The organism is Paenibacillus sophorae, assembly GCF_018966525.1.
Classification (GTDB): Bacteria; Bacillota; Bacilli; order Paenibacillales; family Paenibacillaceae; genus Paenibacillus_AQ; species Paenibacillus_AQ sophorae.
The window spans coordinates 3,602,951-3,617,950 of sequence record NZ_CP076607.1 but is presented as its reverse complement, the minus strand read 5'-3'; the positions used below and the strand labels follow the sequence as shown (position 1 = coordinate 3,617,950).

Here is a 15,000-nt window from a genome sequence, read left to right as displayed (position 1 = left end):
ACTATCCTCCTTTTTTCATCAATTACAATGACATTTACGTAAACGTAATGGTTTGGGGGTAAAAAGCATGGATCGGATATCTCTTAGTCTGACATTTCGTCAATCATAAGTTGAATCCGAGCCATGTTATTCAGGATCTCTTGTCTGAATTGATTTAGAGCCTCCATTTTTCTATCGGTTTCTTCCAGATGCTTCGACAAAATCCCGAGAACCTTTTGCTTTCCTTTAATCATAGACGTTTCTTCAAAGTACAGATCGATGACGGATTGAATTTCTTCCAGGCTTAGACCTAACTTTTTCAAAACGTTGATTTTGTACAGACGCTGCAGCGATTCATCCGAGTAATAATGATATCCGTTACTTTCCTGCTCAACGTTCCCGAGCAATCCGAGCTCTTGATAGTGGCGAACGGTCCGGGGCGTCACCCCGGCTCTGCGAGCCAGTTCTCCGATCAACATTTTGGACTCCATTTATTATCCTCCAACCATTACGTTAACGTCATAGTAAGTATAATTAAACAGTTCGCCAGTTGTCAATCCTGTTTGTCTTCCGTAACCCGGTTAATGAACTGCTCGGTTCGCTTGTACATGTACTCGTCTCCGACCGCAATAATAATATCATGAGCTCCTAATATGACAAGCGGTCCGGGAGAAATGGTCACCTCGGTGCCTCTGCGAAGCGCGATGATCGTCGCGCCGGTATTTTGCCAAAACTGCAAATTGCCGATCGTTTTCCCAACCACATGGGAGTTCTCGTTTATTTTAATTTCTACCGGATGATAAGGCTTCAGGTTCTGGAGCCTGTCCGAAGCTTCAATGATCTGGGTTAGCAGCACCTCGAACTTTTGGTCCATCTGATGCTTTTCCTCCAGCAGTTTGGTTAGGTCCTCTTTTAGTGAATAAGCGGATTTCAAGTAGTTGTTTCGGGTTGTATATTCCAATGCCTTTTGGTCGGAGGTAATTACAATTTCCTTGCCCTGTGACACAGATACAATATTCTCGTCCTTCAGCAGACCGATGGCTTTACGGATCGTCTCCGGAGATACATGGTAAATGCCCGCTAAAAGTGAACGCCCTGAGATTTTGCTGTTGACGGGGAATTCCCCGCTTACGATTCGTCCCGCGATGTCAAGGGCTATGGATTTGTAGCCCGTTTTCTCTTGTTTTTCCTGCAAGCGTGTCGCGCTCCTTCAAGTAAATTATCGGCAATGAAGTCTTCAATAATCCAGTATAACGCAGCCGAAAAAGATTACAAAATCCTCTCTAAGTTCAGCTTTCCCGGCTGTCTATCTATACAGCATCGACCAGTCGCCGATGTCCCGGAAACCGATTCTTTTGTATATGGAGGCCGCGTCCGGATTATCGTAAAACAGGCACAGCGACTTCCCTTCGCTCACCAGATCGGAGCACAGCTTCGTTACTACCAGGCTTGCCAGACCCTGCCCCCGGTAATCCGGATGCGTGGCTACGCTCACTACCATCGCAGACATCGAATTCTCAGCTGTAGTTGATGCCGCGGCAGCTGTACGCCCGTCCCGTTCCACAAAATAAGTGCGCCCCGTTCCGGTCTCCAAGGTCCGCCGCATGCTTGAACGCGAGCTTTCCGGGCTCACTTCGAACTCCTCAATCCCATCCATAAGCGAACAAATGGATTCCACATTTTGGAGAGTCGCCCGCTGAGCGGATATCTCCGCAGAGGCCGGTAAGCTTTTCTCACCTTCCAGCTCTTTCAGCTCAGCAAAATGCAGGCTCTTCTCTTTACGGATGCTTATGTATTGGCTAAACAGCCCGGCAATGGAGGTTGACCCGGACAGCATTTCCATTCTTTCGTCCTGCTTCATGATATCGGCAAACCCCTGCACATTAAATGGCCCAGCCGCGTAGGGCAGGTAATTATGCTCGTAGCGCAGCAGAACCGCCTTTAATAGCCCATTCTCCGGTTCAAATTCGCCCCATACCTCCTGGAAATCCTGATCAAAACCAAAGTTCTCCACATCCGCAATCAAAAATAAATTCAGCGCCGGATCTTTTCCCAAAAAAGCTAGCAATTCCGCCCGGTCTTGTTCATTGAGTTTACGAATCATATGATCCCCCCGCCAATCGTCTAAATATCAATAGAAATAACATAACATGGAAATGACAAAGCGTAAACAAATTGCCGCACCGGGTAACGCCCATCGGAAAAATCGGTAAAAAAGCCGGAAGAATCTCGGCGGAGGCCAAGTTCTCCCGGCTTATCGTTCAGCCAGTATGCTAAATGGTTTCCTGCTGCTGAAGTTTGGCCCGGCGCTCTGGACGAGCGAACATTGCGGCAGGTGAGAGCAGATAAATGAGACTGATTACTCCGAATATACAAGCGCTAACCTTGAACGGGATGATTTCATTGCCGCCGCTTGCGAGCCAGCCGCCAACGAAGGGACCGATCACGGCGCCCAGGCCTTCAACCGAGAACAGCAGGCCCCAGCTCATCCCTACCGAGCTCTCAGGTATATATCGCGCCATCAGTGCGTTCCAGGAAGGCAGCAGTGTAGCATAGGCACAGCCCATCATGAGCGCCAGCACGACGACACTAACAAAAGAAGCTGCGGAGGTCAGCAGAAACAACGATGCTGAAAATACGGCGAAGCCCAGCACCAGGAACCATTTGCCGCCGATCATATCGAATAATCTGCCCATGGGCACCATGAGCAGTACGGCAGCTCCCCCGCCGATCAGAAGCGTTAGCGAAAGTCCGGAGTGGGACAGACCGAGCTGGTTCACGGCAAAGGTTGTTAATAAAGGCGCGATCATTCCCCCGGCTGCGGTTTGCAGCAGCATCCCCGGCACCAGAAAGCCGCCCCTTTTCACTTTGTGCCATAGTGCGGTAAACTGCTCTCCTACTGTCATTTCAACCCGGAGCGCCGGCGCCTCCGATAACCGGGTCAGACCTGCGGCGATCCAGCCCGCGGTAAAGAAGAGTCCGATCACAAGGAGAGATACGTTTAGCCCCCAGTCCATGATCACATTGATCATTACCGTTCCCAGGCCCAGACCCGCCATCCAATACACGTATAAGCTCCCCATCTGCCGGGCGCGGTTCTCCTCCCTGACCTGGCTCATGCAAATGATCCAGATCGGTGAAAAGCCTGCTCCAAGCAAGGCCGAAGCTGCAATCAGAATACCGGCATAGTGTGTGGTTACCATCAGGAACAATCCGGCCAAGGCAATGCCAAATCCGCTATGAAGCACAGCTTGATGAGGCAGTCGGTCGAGCAGGTACCCGATGAACCCTTTGATCAGGCTGTCGGTCAAATAATGAATCGATACGGCAATCCCGACCGCAGCTGCAGACAGCCCAAGATGATCCAGCGCATATATAGGCAAAAAGGCGACCAGAAACGCCCCCCTCACCCATTCTATGAAAAAGAGGGCCAGGCCCAAGCGGGGGATGGCTGTACCTAGCGCCACTGTCTTATTAGCGATATCCATGAGCAGTCTTCGCCTTCCCTTCCACTTGCAGTGAATGTACCGGCTGCCCCAGATATGAAGGACGGTGTTCCAGAGTCTCCAGCACTTCGCTTACAATCCGATCGGCTGCATTCTTCTGGGATATGGCGTTCATCTGACGTGTAATTTCCTCGCGGTAAGGCTTCATTTCCAGCAGCCGGAGACGGCCGATCAATTCTTTTTCCGTGCTCGCGGTATATAGCACTTTTTGACGGGACAGCGCTTTTGCGTTTCCTGCTTCCTGGCCGGGAAGAGGACAATACACGATAACGGGCAGCGATAGCGCAAAAGCTTCGGTAAGGGTCACTCCGCCTGCTTTGGTCAGCAGACAGGAGGAGACGGACATCAGCTCATGGATTTCATCGGTATATCCGAGAATATGAACACGTTCATTATTCCGGTAGTCAGCCTCTATCGACAAGCGGAGCTTTTGATTATTTCCACAGAGTACAATGGAGTCGAAATCGGTATGCTCCAGCACGCTTTTTAATATCTTGCGAACCTTAGTGGAAACGCCGTATGCCCCCGCAGATAACAGAATATAGCGCCGGTCTTCCCGCAGCCCATGCTTCTGTATCAGCTCAACCCGATCGGCGGACTCAGCAAATGCCGCACGGACCGGAATTCCGCTGACCGAGATCCTATCTTCGGCTACGCCAACCTTCATCAGTTCCTGCTTGATACTTTCGCTGGGGATAAAATACTTCATGGTGCGGGGATGAAGCCATCTTCCATGCAGACAATAGTCGGTCAGAACCGTAAAAATCGGAACATTGCCTGGCGACTCAATCCCAAGCTGTGAAGCGGCTAAATACGGATAAGTGTGAATGATTAGATCCGGCCGCAGGTCATTCAGAAATTTCCTTACTTTATGCTTGCCCATGGAATGCAAAAATTGTCCTAAAGGGTAATCCGGCTTCATTTTGCTTGTCATATTGTACATGATTCCGTAGAGATTCGGAGCATATGCGGTGCTTTTTAAATAAAATGTCCGCGTAATTCCGTTCAGCAAAGGATGCACTTCACCGAAAAGGTCCACAATATGCACCTGGTTTATCCCTCTGGATCGGAAGGACTGTTCAATGGCCTGAGCCACCTTGGCGTGACCGTCTCCGAACGCAGACGATACAATAAGCACCACAGGATCGGGTTTCATCGGAAGTCTCCTTTGTTCGAGTTTATTATATTACTGTAATCCTTAAACATAAGAGGACGATTAAACCATACGCTATATATTATTAAATACCCGTTAGCGATCTATCCCTGATTATAAATATAATGTGCCAGAACTATAAAAATGAAAATCCCCGTCCTCTAATTAGCGACAGGGCTTGACTTAACGGATATAGTTGTCCAGCGCTTTGTTTAAGTCTTCAAGAACTTTGCTTTCGTTGCCGTGGTGGACGGCTTTGACCACGCAGTTCTCCAAATGGTCCTTTAACAGAAGCTTGGCCGCCTTGTCCAAAGCCTTTTGCACGGCAGCGATCTGCAGCAGCACTTCGGAGCAGTCCCGGTCCTCTGCGGTCATCTCCTTGACGGCGCGAATGTGGCCTTCAATCCGGGCCAATCGGTTGACGATCTGCTTGCGGTACTTATGCTCGTGATTGTCTTCTTGATTTCTGGCTTCCTGTGCCATATTGCACCTCTTTTGATCCTTCTCTTATTCATGAGTCAAGTATGACTGCTATACCGCTATTATACCAAGAGATGATGGACAGGGACAATTTTGCCGATAAAGGAACGGCTGCCAGTATGCCAGTATTACCGGACTCCGGAAGGTGCTGCTTGTAGGAACGTTATTCCCGCTCTGAACAGGTGCAGATTAAGAGTGCGGCAGATCAGCGGAGCAGTCTGAGACCGCTTAAGATAACGGCCAGTGTACTTCCTTCATGGCTGACTACACCGGACGGCAAATTGATTTCGCCCCAGAAGTTGGATATGACCAGGATGAGTATAACGGCCAGGGCAAAGGAAATGTTCTGCCGGATGACTCTGCGTGTCCGCCGCCCAAGCGAGATTGCGAACGGAATTTTGGAAATATCGTCGTTCATCAGCACGACGTTCGCCGTTTCCAGCGCTACGTCCGTCCCAGCAGCGCCCATGGCGACTCCGACGGCGGAAGCCGCCAGTGCGGGCGCATCGTTGACGCCGTCGCCGACCATGGCGACCTTGCCGAACTGCTCGGTCAACTGCCGGATCAGCGCAAGCTTCTGATCGGGCATCAGCTCGGCATAGACTTCGTCGACGCCGGCCGCGCGGCCGATAGCCTCGGCAGTGAGCTTGGCGTCGCCGGTAAGCATGACAACCTTTTTATTCATGCTCTTAAGCTTCAGTACGGCTTCCCGCACGCCAGAGCGCATCACATCCTGAACCGCCAGCATGCCAATCAGAGCGCCTTCCGATTCGACGAAGATCACCGTTTTCCCTTCCGCCTCAAGCTTGTCCGCTGCCTGCAGCTTAACGTCTTCCATGTCCAGGCCCGCAAGGAGTTCCTTTTTGCCGATACGGCATTTCCTGCCGCTTACGGTTCCGCTGACGCCCATCCCAGGCACGGCCTGCATATCCGCCGCTTGCTCCATTTGAATCCCGGCGGATTTAGCGAAATTAACAATGGCTTTGGCGATCGGATGCTCCGACAAATATTCCAGCGAAGCGGCGAGCGTGAGCAGTTCCTGTTCACTGCTGGCACCCGACGGCAGAACGTCGGTCAGCTTCGGCTTGCCTTCGGTTAATGTGCCCGTCTTGTCGAAGGCGACGACGCTAACTTCACCCATCTGCTCCAGATGGATTCCACCTTTGAACAGCACGCCTTTTCTGGCGGCGTTTGAAATGCCGGACAGAATCGCGGGCATGATTGAGGAAACGAGCGCGCACGGCGAGGCGACAACAAGAAAGATCATCGCCCGGTAGACGGTCGTTTCCCAGGACCAGCCGAAGAGAAACGGCGGGGCAACCATGAGCAGCAGGGCAACTGTGACAACAGCTTTGGCATAGATACCTTCGAAGCGCTCCACGAACAGCTGGCTTGGCGGCAGCTCGTCCTTGGCTTCCTGCACCAGATGGATAATCCGGGCCAGCAGCGTGTCTTCCGCCCCCTTATCCGTATAGATCCGCAGCGCCCCTTGACCGTTAATCGTTCCAGCGAAGACCTTGTCGCCGGCGGCGAGATCGACGGGAATGGATTCGCCCGTGATGGAGGACTGATCTACTGCCGAATGCCCTTCGAGGATATGGCCGTCGCAGGGGATGCGTTCGCCCGGTCTGACAAGCACGATGTCGCTTTTTTGCAGCTGTGCCGCTCTGACTTTAACTTCGCCGCCATCCTTAAGGAGAACCGCGTCTTCCGGACGGTACTTCAGAATGGAGGCGATATCCTGATTCGTCTTCTCCATCGTGTAGTCCTCCAGGGCACCGCTGAGACAAAAGATAAAGATCAGCACGGCGCCGTCCAGCCAGTAACCAATAGCCGCTGCGCCAGCCGCCGCAACAACCATCAACAGGTCGACATCGAGATCTTTTTCTTTAAACAGGGTTTCCAGACCTTCCCATGCCTTACGGTAGCCCCCGACAAGATAGGCAAGAATGAAAAACGTGATTTCTAATATACCCTGATCATTCCTGCCCATAACCCAGGCGAGCCCGATGAACAGCAGACAGGCCGCCGCGATAATCAGGCCTCCATGCTGTTCCCACAGCGCACTTAAAGGCTTGTTGTCTTCTTTTTCTTCAGCCACCATAACTTGTCCCATAACCAGCATTTCCTCCTCCAAATGAATCCAATATTGAGAACTGTTCTCACCATATTATCCCCCCCTGGGGGTTATTGTAAAGACGTGATGTCATATAAGTTGTGACAAAAGTCGAAATTTGCGTTTGGAAGTCCGGTGATAACACAAAAATTGCCCGGTGAATGTTCACCGGACAAGAAGAATGAGCAGTATGTATAATCCTGCCTTACAACTCCACAGCTACCCCGAAATGATCCGAGACGACTGCCCCCCGAATACCGTTCATAACGACATGGCAGGACTTGGCCTGAAGCTGCCGGTTGGAGAAAATATAATCAATGCGCAGCTTGCTTTTATTATCGTCCCAGCCCTTGATAGCCTTGGTTACTGTGGCTCCGTCATCTTTCACGTAAGCGGAAGCATACAAATCGTGCCAGCCTTTTTCAACAACGTAATCATAGCCTTCGTCCCGAATCTCCGCCACATTGTTGAAGTCGCCCATGATAAATACCGGATATTCCTTCAGTGAATCCAGTTTCGTCTGCGCGGCGTCCCATTGTCCGCGAAAAGGCTCCACGTCATCATTCCACCAGCCGAAATGACCGCTTACAAACCAGGATTCCTCTCCGCGGGCCTCTGCTTTAACACCGACAATCTTCCGTGTACGGTAGTTCTCATAGTCTCTTACAACCGACACGTACTCGCTGAAAGCGGAGGTGATAGGCGTGCGCGATAATATCGCCAGCCCCTCGTCGTACTTAACAAATCCCGTATGTACCGGTATCCATGTCCAATAATAAGGGATACCGAGCTTTTGCAGCAGAACGTAAGCGTAATTATCCCGTCTAATCACCGTTTCCGGTTCGGCCTGTACAAAACAGTCCAAAGCCGCGGCGGATAACGCTTCCTCTCCCTTCGACTGATTGACCTCCTGCAGAGCGATAGCATCAAACTGCTGCTCCCTGATATAATCGGCCAAGTCTTCTATTTTCCGAAGCTGGTCGGTTTCCATCCATGCGTGGACGTTCAGCGTCATTATTTTCAAGACGATCCCCTGGCTTTCTCTTTTTTTATGTAGAATTCTTTTTATGCCTTAGCTATTTTTGCCGGCTCATAATGAACATGGACTTCATAAACATCAGAGTTACGTTTTAATTCATCTTCAACCCGTGTTGCGATTTCATGAGCTGCTTGAAACTCTAGTTTCGCTCCAACGAGCAATACAACGTCTACGACCGCATTGCTTCCGTAATTTCTGGCTCTTATTTCTTTAACTCCCTCAACTCCGTTTACTTTCAATACGGTTTCTTTGAATGATTGAATCGTATTCTCATCAAAACCATCCGTTAGATAATGGGATGCTTCACAGAAAATTTCCCAAGCCGTTCTACAAATGATGAATCCAACCGCAACAGCCGTAAGCGGATCAAGCCAAGGCAATTTAAATTGGGAACCGATGATCCCGACCACCGCTCCAATACTCACAAATGCATCAGAAATATTGTCTTTAGCAGCCGCCATAACGGCTTGACTGTTTATTTTCAGTGCCAATTTTTTGTTGTATCGATATACACAGTACATTACAATTGCGCAAAATATCCCTGTCCATGCGGAAATGAGATCAGGAGACTGCTGCTTTCCATGAAACATAGAAACAACAGCTTCATAAAGCACCTGCAAGCCAACAGCCATCATGATAAAAGAAGCCATTAACGAAGCTACGGTTTCCGATTTCCAATGTCCGTACGGATGATCTTCGTCTGCCGGTTTCCGTGCTAATCGTAAACCAATTAAGACGGCAATGGATGCAACAATATCCGTCGCATTATTCAGACCATCTGCCTTCAATGCTTCAGAGTTAGCTGCATAACCAATAATTAATTTTGAAGCAGATAAGCAGATGTAAGCTATAATACTAACTATTGCTCCACGCTCACCTAATTTCAAGTTATCGTACCTTTGCTGATCCATTCTAAGATAAAGCCCCTTCCAATTCGCTTTGATACCTGCTTATAGTATCAGTCTGGGTATAAGTGGGTCTAGAGAAACGTTTTTTCATCAAGGTTAATAAATAAAGCCAGACTAAAAAAGTTGCCTAAGCGAAAAACATTTGCGCTATCCAAATCCGACGATTTCCCGCCCGCACAAAAAAAGACGAGCCGATTACAGCGCGCCTTTTTCTCCTATAGTATGAACCAAAGAATTAATGCAGAATTTCCCTTTTGTTTACCTTAGCACCCGATAAGGCTTGATCGAACATATCGAGAATGAAGAGGAACCGTTCGGCTTCGCGAAATACATGATCCGCTAATAAAGGATGAATAATACTTTTTATCCGGCATTCATCGATTAAATCACGTGCTGTTTTCTTGAAATCACGCAATGATTTTACAGAAACAAGGTTTTCGTCAACAAATTGACTTAGCAGTGGAACGGTTTGAGATTGTGGACGCATAGAACTTAAATCAATCGCCTGGAACACCAGTTTATCAAAATCATTGCTAAATTCCCGCGCCTGATCGACCAATTTCCGTTCAGATGGGTCAAGCAAATGACTAATAAATTTGGCATGATCGGCCATAATCTTTAAGAAAAAGACATTTTCATCGATAATCGCATCGGGTAATGGTTCGAGTCTCCCTGTATTAAGCTCATCTAAGCGGTTTCTGAAATAATTGGCTTCCCGGCTAATATGATCCACCAGCAAGGGGAAGTTTGTCTGTCCGGGAAGTTTACATTGCAGTATCAGGCCCAGCACCATTCTTTTAAACGCCCAAATCTTAGTTGCCGCAATAGACACTTCTGTATTGAAATTTTTGATTGTGTGAGGATCTGTGCCGATCTGAAATTCGTGGGATCTTCTCTCAATATCCTCAAAAATCGCGTAAAACTGGTTTGCTTCGTTTTTAAGCCCAGTATCCTCGGCTCTAAATCCTAACCCAAGAAACAATGAATGCTCCTTCATGATCCTGGACCAAAATCGTATTTCATCTAATGACCGGGCGACGAATTCATCCAAGCATATCCCTCCTTTGCAGAAAAAATCACCTGCTTAAGGGATATGGGATTGCATTGTCCATTATGACATTTCTCGAAAATATCAATTATAGTCGGGGAGCCAATCTCCATGAGCAGCAATTAAATCATCACACATACTGACAATGTCATCCATGGACAGTTCTGCTGCTGTATGAGGGTCGAGCATCGCCGCATGATAGATATGCTCTTTCTTGCGCGTTATCGCCGCTTCAATGGTCAAGAGTTGGGTATTGATGTTTGTGCGGTTCAGCGCTGCAAGCTGAGGCGGTAAATTCCCAATATAGGTCGGCTGGATTCCGCTGCGGTCCACCAGACATGGCACTTCCACGCAAGCCTCCCTTGGCAGGTTGGTGATGAGGCCGGTGTTCATGACGTTGCCGCCGATTTTGTACGGAATGTTCGTCTCGATGGCTTCCATGATATATGACGCGTACTCATGGGAGCGCTCATGCTCCAGATTGCGGTTGTTCACCAGCTCCTCGCGCATATGCTCCCAGCGTCCGATCTGCTCCACACAGCGGCGTGGATATTCGTCCAGCGGAATCTGAAAGCGGTCGATCAGCTCGGGATAGTTCCGCTTGATAAAGTACGGGTGATACTCCGCCGTATGCTCCGACGATTCCGTGTTGTAATAGCCGAACTTCTGCATAATCTCATAGCGGACCATGTCGTTATGCGGTTCCTTTTGTTTCTCGGCGGCGCGTCTTTTAATTTCCGGATACAGGTCCTTGCCGTCCTTAGTAACCTCCAGAAGCCATGCCATGTGGTTAATCCCGGCGATTTTCGCCTGCACACCTTCCTGCTCGATGCCCAGATGCTCGAACAGATGCGGAACGCATACCTGCACGCTGTGGCACAGGCCGACCGTCCGGACACCGCCGTACGTATTCATCACATTCGTGAGCACGGCCATCGGGTTCGTATAGTTTAAAAAGAGCGCGTCCGGACACACTTCACGGATATCCGCGGCAAAATCGAGCATAACGGGAATGGTGCGCAGGTTGCGGAAAATCCCCCCGATACCGACGGTGTCGGCAATCGTCTGCCGCAGGCCGTATTTTTTTGGGATTTCAAAGTCAGTGATAGTGCAGGGGTCGTATCCGCCCACCTGAATCGCGTTGATGACGTATTTGGCTCCGCGCAGCGCCTCTTTGCGGTCGGTGTAGGCTTTGATTTCACAGGTGCTGCCGCCGCTTTGCTTCAAGTTGAGCAGCATATTCTCGGAATCCGACAGACGGCGGGTATCAATATCGTACAGCGCAAGCTCAAACCCTTGTAGCGCTGGTGTAGCCATGGAGTCTCCTAATACATTTTTGGCAAAAACCGTGCTTCCTGCTCCGATAAATGTAATTTTAGACATCGATTCTATTCCTCCTTGTGTTGAGGCGATTGCAGCCGCGCAGCGCATATTTTTTATGGCGATTTTTGAAAAAACCGAAGAATAATGCAGCTTTGTGCGCGACTTCGTTTCCTCTTTTCACTATTTACTATAGAGCAGAGCAGATGGAATTTATATGGAGGAATAAAAGGAACATATGGAGGTTTGTCGTATCTTTATGATAAAGTTGTTGTTATGATCACATATCTCTCAAGCTGGAGGAACCAATGAATCCCGATCATTATCAATTTGAAGTCGGCATTAACCTGCATCCCGGCGAGGGAGAGCTGACCGTTCTTTTTAGCGGCGAAGGCAGTCCCAAACCAGGCCACAAAGTCGGCCCATCCGTCCATGACTATTATTTAATTCATACCGTGCTTTCCGGTGAGGGTGTGTTTGTAAACGAAGGGCATAAATATTTATGTCAGGCAGGGGATACGTTTCTTATTATGCCGGGCAGCTTGTTCAGCTATGAATCGGACCGGCAGACGCCTTGGCAGTATGTGTGGGCGGCGGTCCAGGGAGATGGTGCTTCACGGCTTCTTAAGGAAGCGGGATTTTCACAGGAAAAGCCTGTGTTAAAAGGGGCTGACCCCTCGGCTCTCCATTCTTTCTACCGGCGGATTAAGCATTCTTTCAAGCAATCACCCTTTCCCGAGTTGGAAAGCCTGGAAGCATCGGGCTGGCTGAGGCTGTTAATCCATAGACTAGGACTTGCGAGCAGAGACTTGCGGGACACGGCCGCTCAGCATTCGGAAATGATTGACCGCCAGGTGGAACAGGCCAAACGATGGATTTCGCTTCAGTATCATCAGCAGCTTGGCATCAGCCAGATGGCTTCCTCTCTCGGGTATCACCGGGCCCATTTCTCCAAAGCTTTCAAGGAACGGACCGGGCTATCCCCGAAGCAGTATCTGATGAAGATCAGGATGGACAAAGCAAAAGAACTGCTGGAAAGCAGAGTCTTGACGATTGATGAAGTGTCATCGTCCGTCGGCTTTAACGACGCGCTCTACTTTTCCAAGCAGTTCCGTAACTGGTGCGGCCAGTCTCCAAGCGAATACCGCAGCGGGTTTATGCGTTAGATGCTGTCCAATTGGTAAGGCAGCTTCCATTGCCCCGATTTAAAGACTCAGGGTGGCGCTCCCGCAGCCAAGCGGTCACCGCCGCTTCCGCCTCATCCAAATGGTTTACTTTGAATGTTACCTTCTCAGGCTGGCCGTACAATAGGGAGGTATAATCGTATTTGGGATCATAATAATGCTCCAGCAGCAGCAGGACCGCGTTCTCGAAGTTTCCTGATACCAGACTCCGGTCAATCTCCGCCGCGATGGGCACGTGAATGCGGGACTTAATTCTGCGGAATGCTGTCAGGATTTCCTCCTGATGCTCTTCTGGGCGATAGTCCTCCATGATCTGCGCTACCCGGGATTCAAGCGGCATTTCAATCCACAGCTGAGTGCCCGTCTCTTTCTGCAGGCCCATGAACGGCGGCATTACTACCTTGCCAATCCGCATGCTCTCCGCCTCGAACAGCACATATGGCGAATGTTCAAGCGTGATCAGCTTCTCCAGCAGCAGACTGTCAAAGGTCTTTTGATTATTCGCCTGGAGTCCGACCTGTCCGAAAATCGACCCGCGGTGTCCCGCGATGCCCTCCAAATCAAGCACAGGATAACTGTTATGTTGAAGACGGTGCAGCAGCGCCGTTTTTCCGGTCCCGGTGTTGCCGTGAATAATATAGGAATGCGGCTTGAAAGCATAAGACTCCAGCGACTCTACTACCCATTTCCGGTAGGCTTTGTACCCGCCGGTTAGGCGGTTGACGTGAATATCCATCAGGGAAAGCAGGGTCGCCGTCGTCCGGCTCCGCATGCCGCCTCTCCAGCAAAATACTGTCTTGTCCCCGGGGATTTCCGCGAATTTCCGTATGAAACCCGGGAGCTTGGCTGAGACAAGCTCCAGCCCGCGGTCCTTGGCCGCGTGAACGCTCGTCTGCTTGTACAGCGTACCGACCTCTGCCCTTTCCTTATCGTCGAACAGCGGAATGTTCAGGCTGCCCGGAATCGTAGAATCTCTGTACTCAGAGGGGGAACGGACGTCAATGATCGTCATCTGCTTACGATCCTGCAGCGCCCGAAGCTGTTCGAGTGTAATATCCTGAAACAATAGTCTCTCTCCTTCTTGTGTCCTACTGTGAATGCGACCCCAAAGCCGTCAGGTGCATCCGGTGACCGTATACCCTCGTCTTATACAGCTGAACCGGACCTTTATAAGACAGTAATCTGCCCCGGGTGCTCGGCGGTAACTTCTCCAATTATTGCGGCTTCGACTCCTGCGGCTGCCAGATCGCTCAGCAGCGCTTCGCTGTCATGCCCGGCAACGGAGATCAGCAACCCTCCCGAGGTGACGGCATCGCATAAAATATAGCGGTCGATCTGATCCAGCGATTCCGGATAAATAATCGAGCCTTCCAGATGGGCGTAATTGTTGCGGGTTCCGCCTGGAACGAAGCCCTGCTGCGCCAGCTCGCGGACTCTCGGCAGCACCGGAACGGCTTCCCTGCGGATTACGAGTCCGTTGCCGCTTCCCTTGGCCATTTCCGAGGCATGTCCGAGCAGGCCGAAGCCTGTTACGTCCGTGCAGGCGTGGACTTCGTACGAGCTCATGACTTCTGCCGCCGTCTTGTTAAGTGTGGACATGACCGCTGTCAGACGTACTGTTTCTTCGGGTGACAGCTGGCTTTTCTTAATCGAGGTTGTCAGAATGCCAACCCCGATCGGCTTGGTGAGGATTAGTTTGTCCCCTGGACGCGCGGCGGAATTGGTCCGCACTTTGTCTGGATGGACGAGTCCGGTGACGGCAAGGCCGAATTTCGGCTCCTTGTCATCGATGGAATGGCCGCCTACCAGCGTAGCGCCCGCTTCGCTTACCTTATCCGCGGCGCCGCGAAGAATATCGGCCAGAATGCTCTTATCCAGTGTGGAAATGGGAAATGCGACGATATTAAGCACGGTCAGCGGCTTGCCTCCCATGGCGTAGATATCGCTCAATGCATTGGCAGCGGCGATTTGGCCGAATGAGTATGGATCGTCAACAATCGGCGTAAAGAAATCGACCGTCTGCACCAGCGCCAGCTCATCGCTTAGACGGTACACTCCCGCATCATCGCTTGTTTCGAGTCCGACCAGTAGATCGGGATTCGGCACCGATTTCGGCAAATTTCGGAGAACCTGCATCAGATCGGCGGGACCGATTTTGCAGCCGCAGCCTCCCTTGGAGGATAACGAGGTTAGTTTAATAGGTTCGGCAAGAGACATTGAAGACCCAACTCCTTCATTTCGAGTATTCGTGAAATGGAAAACAATAG

Annotated in this window: 14 protein-coding genes; 1 reads left to right on the top strand and 13 read right to left on the bottom strand. The window is 50.3% G+C overall.

Features of this window, described 5'->3' with window-relative positions:
- Positions 1 to 83: 83 nt before the first annotated feature.
- The 11 genes from KP014_RS17080 to melA all read right to left on the bottom strand — a co-directional run bounded on the left by KP014_RS17080 (position 84) and on the right by melA (position 11,612).
- The gene (locus KP014_RS17080) at positions 84 to 470 is read right to left on the bottom strand and encodes a MerR family transcriptional regulator (protein ID WP_036597188.1); all 387 of its coding nucleotides are present in this window, start codon (positions 468 to 470) and stop codon (positions 84 to 86) included.
- Positions 471 to 532: 62 nt separating this feature from the next.
- Positions 533 to 1,174, bottom strand: coding sequence for a GntR family transcriptional regulator (locus KP014_RS17075; protein WP_036597187.1), 642 nt, complete (start codon positions 1,172 to 1,174; stop codon positions 533 to 535).
- Between the two features lie 111 nt (positions 1,175 to 1,285).
- Positions 1,286 to 2,083, bottom strand: a complete 798-nt coding sequence (locus KP014_RS17070) for a GNAT family N-acetyltransferase (RefSeq protein WP_036597186.1) — start codon at positions 2,081 to 2,083, stop codon at positions 1,286 to 1,288.
- A gap of 169 nt (positions 2,084 to 2,252) precedes the next feature.
- Positions 2,253 to 3,467: an MFS transporter gene (locus tag KP014_RS17065; RefSeq protein WP_036597184.1), complete on the bottom strand. Its 1,215-nt coding sequence runs from the start codon at positions 3,465 to 3,467 to the stop codon at positions 2,253 to 2,255.
- Positions 3,454 to 4,641 carry an MGDG synthase family glycosyltransferase gene (locus KP014_RS17060; RefSeq protein ID WP_036597182.1) on the bottom strand — a complete coding sequence of 396 codons (1,188 nt, stop codon included), beginning with the start codon at positions 4,639 to 4,641 and terminating at the stop codon, positions 3,454 to 3,456. Before KP014_RS17060 ends, KP014_RS17065 begins: the two co-directional genes overlap by 14 nt.
- Positions 4,642 to 4,821: 180 nt before the next feature.
- The gene (locus tag KP014_RS17055; RefSeq protein WP_036597180.1) at positions 4,822 to 5,121 is read right to left on the bottom strand and encodes a metal-sensing transcriptional repressor; all 300 of its coding nucleotides are present in this window, start codon (positions 5,119 to 5,121) and stop codon (positions 4,822 to 4,824) included.
- A gap of 202 nt (positions 5,122 to 5,323) precedes the next feature.
- On the bottom strand, positions 5,324 to 7,234 hold the full coding sequence (locus KP014_RS17050) for a heavy metal translocating P-type ATPase (RefSeq protein WP_090833966.1): 1,911 nt from the start codon (positions 7,232 to 7,234) through the stop codon (positions 5,324 to 5,326).
- 205 nt (positions 7,235 to 7,439) lie between these two features.
- Positions 7,440 to 8,258 (bottom strand): endonuclease/exonuclease/phosphatase family protein, encoded by an 819-nt coding sequence (locus KP014_RS17045; protein WP_036605135.1) that lies wholly within the window; start codon positions 8,256 to 8,258, stop codon positions 7,440 to 7,442.
- 41 nt (positions 8,259 to 8,299) lie between these two features.
- Positions 8,300 to 9,184 carry a cation diffusion facilitator family transporter gene (locus tag KP014_RS17040; protein ID WP_090833965.1) on the bottom strand — a complete coding sequence of 295 codons (885 nt, stop codon included), beginning with the start codon at positions 9,182 to 9,184 and terminating at the stop codon, positions 8,300 to 8,302.
- 232 nt (positions 9,185 to 9,416) lie between these two features.
- A complete protein-coding gene (locus tag KP014_RS17035) occupies positions 9,417 to 10,232 on the bottom strand; it encodes a DUF2935 domain-containing protein (RefSeq protein ID WP_036599212.1) in 816 nt (271 codons plus the stop codon).
- A gap of 81 nt (positions 10,233 to 10,313) precedes the next feature.
- Positions 10,314 to 11,612, bottom strand: a complete 1,299-nt coding sequence (melA, locus tag KP014_RS17030; protein ID WP_036599210.1) for an alpha-glucosidase/alpha-galactosidase — start codon at positions 11,610 to 11,612, stop codon at positions 10,314 to 10,316.
- Positions 11,613 to 11,857: 245 nt separating this feature from the next.
- On the opposite strand from melA, the gene KP014_RS17025 reads away from it, so the two are divergent.
- Positions 11,858 to 12,715, top strand: a complete 858-nt coding sequence (locus tag KP014_RS17025; protein WP_036599208.1) for an AraC family transcriptional regulator — start codon at positions 11,858 to 11,860, stop codon at positions 12,713 to 12,715.
- Here the strand turns inward: KP014_RS17025 and mnmH are convergent.
- On the bottom strand, positions 12,705 to 13,799 hold the full coding sequence (gene mnmH, locus KP014_RS17020) for a tRNA 2-selenouridine(34) synthase MnmH (protein WP_051500361.1): 1,095 nt from the start codon (positions 13,797 to 13,799) through the stop codon (positions 12,705 to 12,707). The two genes, KP014_RS17025 and mnmH, sit on opposite strands and share 11 nt — an antisense overlap.
- A gap of 101 nt (positions 13,800 to 13,900) precedes the next feature.
- A complete protein-coding gene (gene selD / locus KP014_RS17015; protein WP_036599206.1) occupies positions 13,901 to 14,950 on the bottom strand; it encodes a selenide, water dikinase SelD in 1,050 nt (349 codons plus the stop codon).
- Between the last annotated feature and the right edge of the window lie 50 nt (positions 14,951 to 15,000).

Bases quoted from the DNA above. Each gene is read 5' to 3' on its own strand.
- KP014_RS17080 (WP_036597188.1), bottom strand. From the start codon at position 470: ATGGAGTCCAAAATGTTGATCGGAGAACTGGCTCGCAGAGCCGGGGTG.
- KP014_RS17070 (WP_036597186.1), bottom strand. From the start codon at position 2,083: ATGATTCGTAAACTCAATGAACAAGACCGGGCGGAATTGCTAGCTTTT.
- KP014_RS17065 (WP_036597184.1), bottom strand. From the start codon at position 3,467: ATGGATATCGCTAATAAGACAGTGGCGCTAGGTACAGCCATCCCCCGC.
- KP014_RS17060 (WP_036597182.1), bottom strand. From the start codon at position 4,641: ATGAAACCCGATCCTGTGGTGCTTATTGTATCGTCTGCGTTCGGAGAC.
- KP014_RS17055 (WP_036597180.1), bottom strand. From the start codon at position 5,121: ATGGCACAGGAAGCCAGAAATCAAGAAGACAATCACGAGCATAAGTAC.
- KP014_RS17050 (WP_090833966.1), bottom strand. From the start codon at position 7,234: ATGGGACAAGTTATGGTGGCTGAAGAAAAAGAAGACAACAAGCCTTTA.
- KP014_RS17040 (WP_090833965.1), bottom strand. From the start codon at position 9,184: ATGGATCAGCAAAGGTACGATAACTTGAAATTAGGTGAGCGTGGAGCA.
- melA (WP_036599210.1), bottom strand. From the start codon at position 11,612: ATGTCTAAAATTACATTTATCGGAGCAGGAAGCACGGTTTTTGCCAAA.
- KP014_RS17025 (WP_036599208.1), top strand. From the start codon at position 11,858: ATGAATCCCGATCATTATCAATTTGAAGTCGGCATTAACCTGCATCCC.
- selD (WP_036599206.1), bottom strand. From the start codon at position 14,950: ATGTCTCTTGCCGAACCTATTAAACTAACCTCGTTATCCTCCAAGGGA.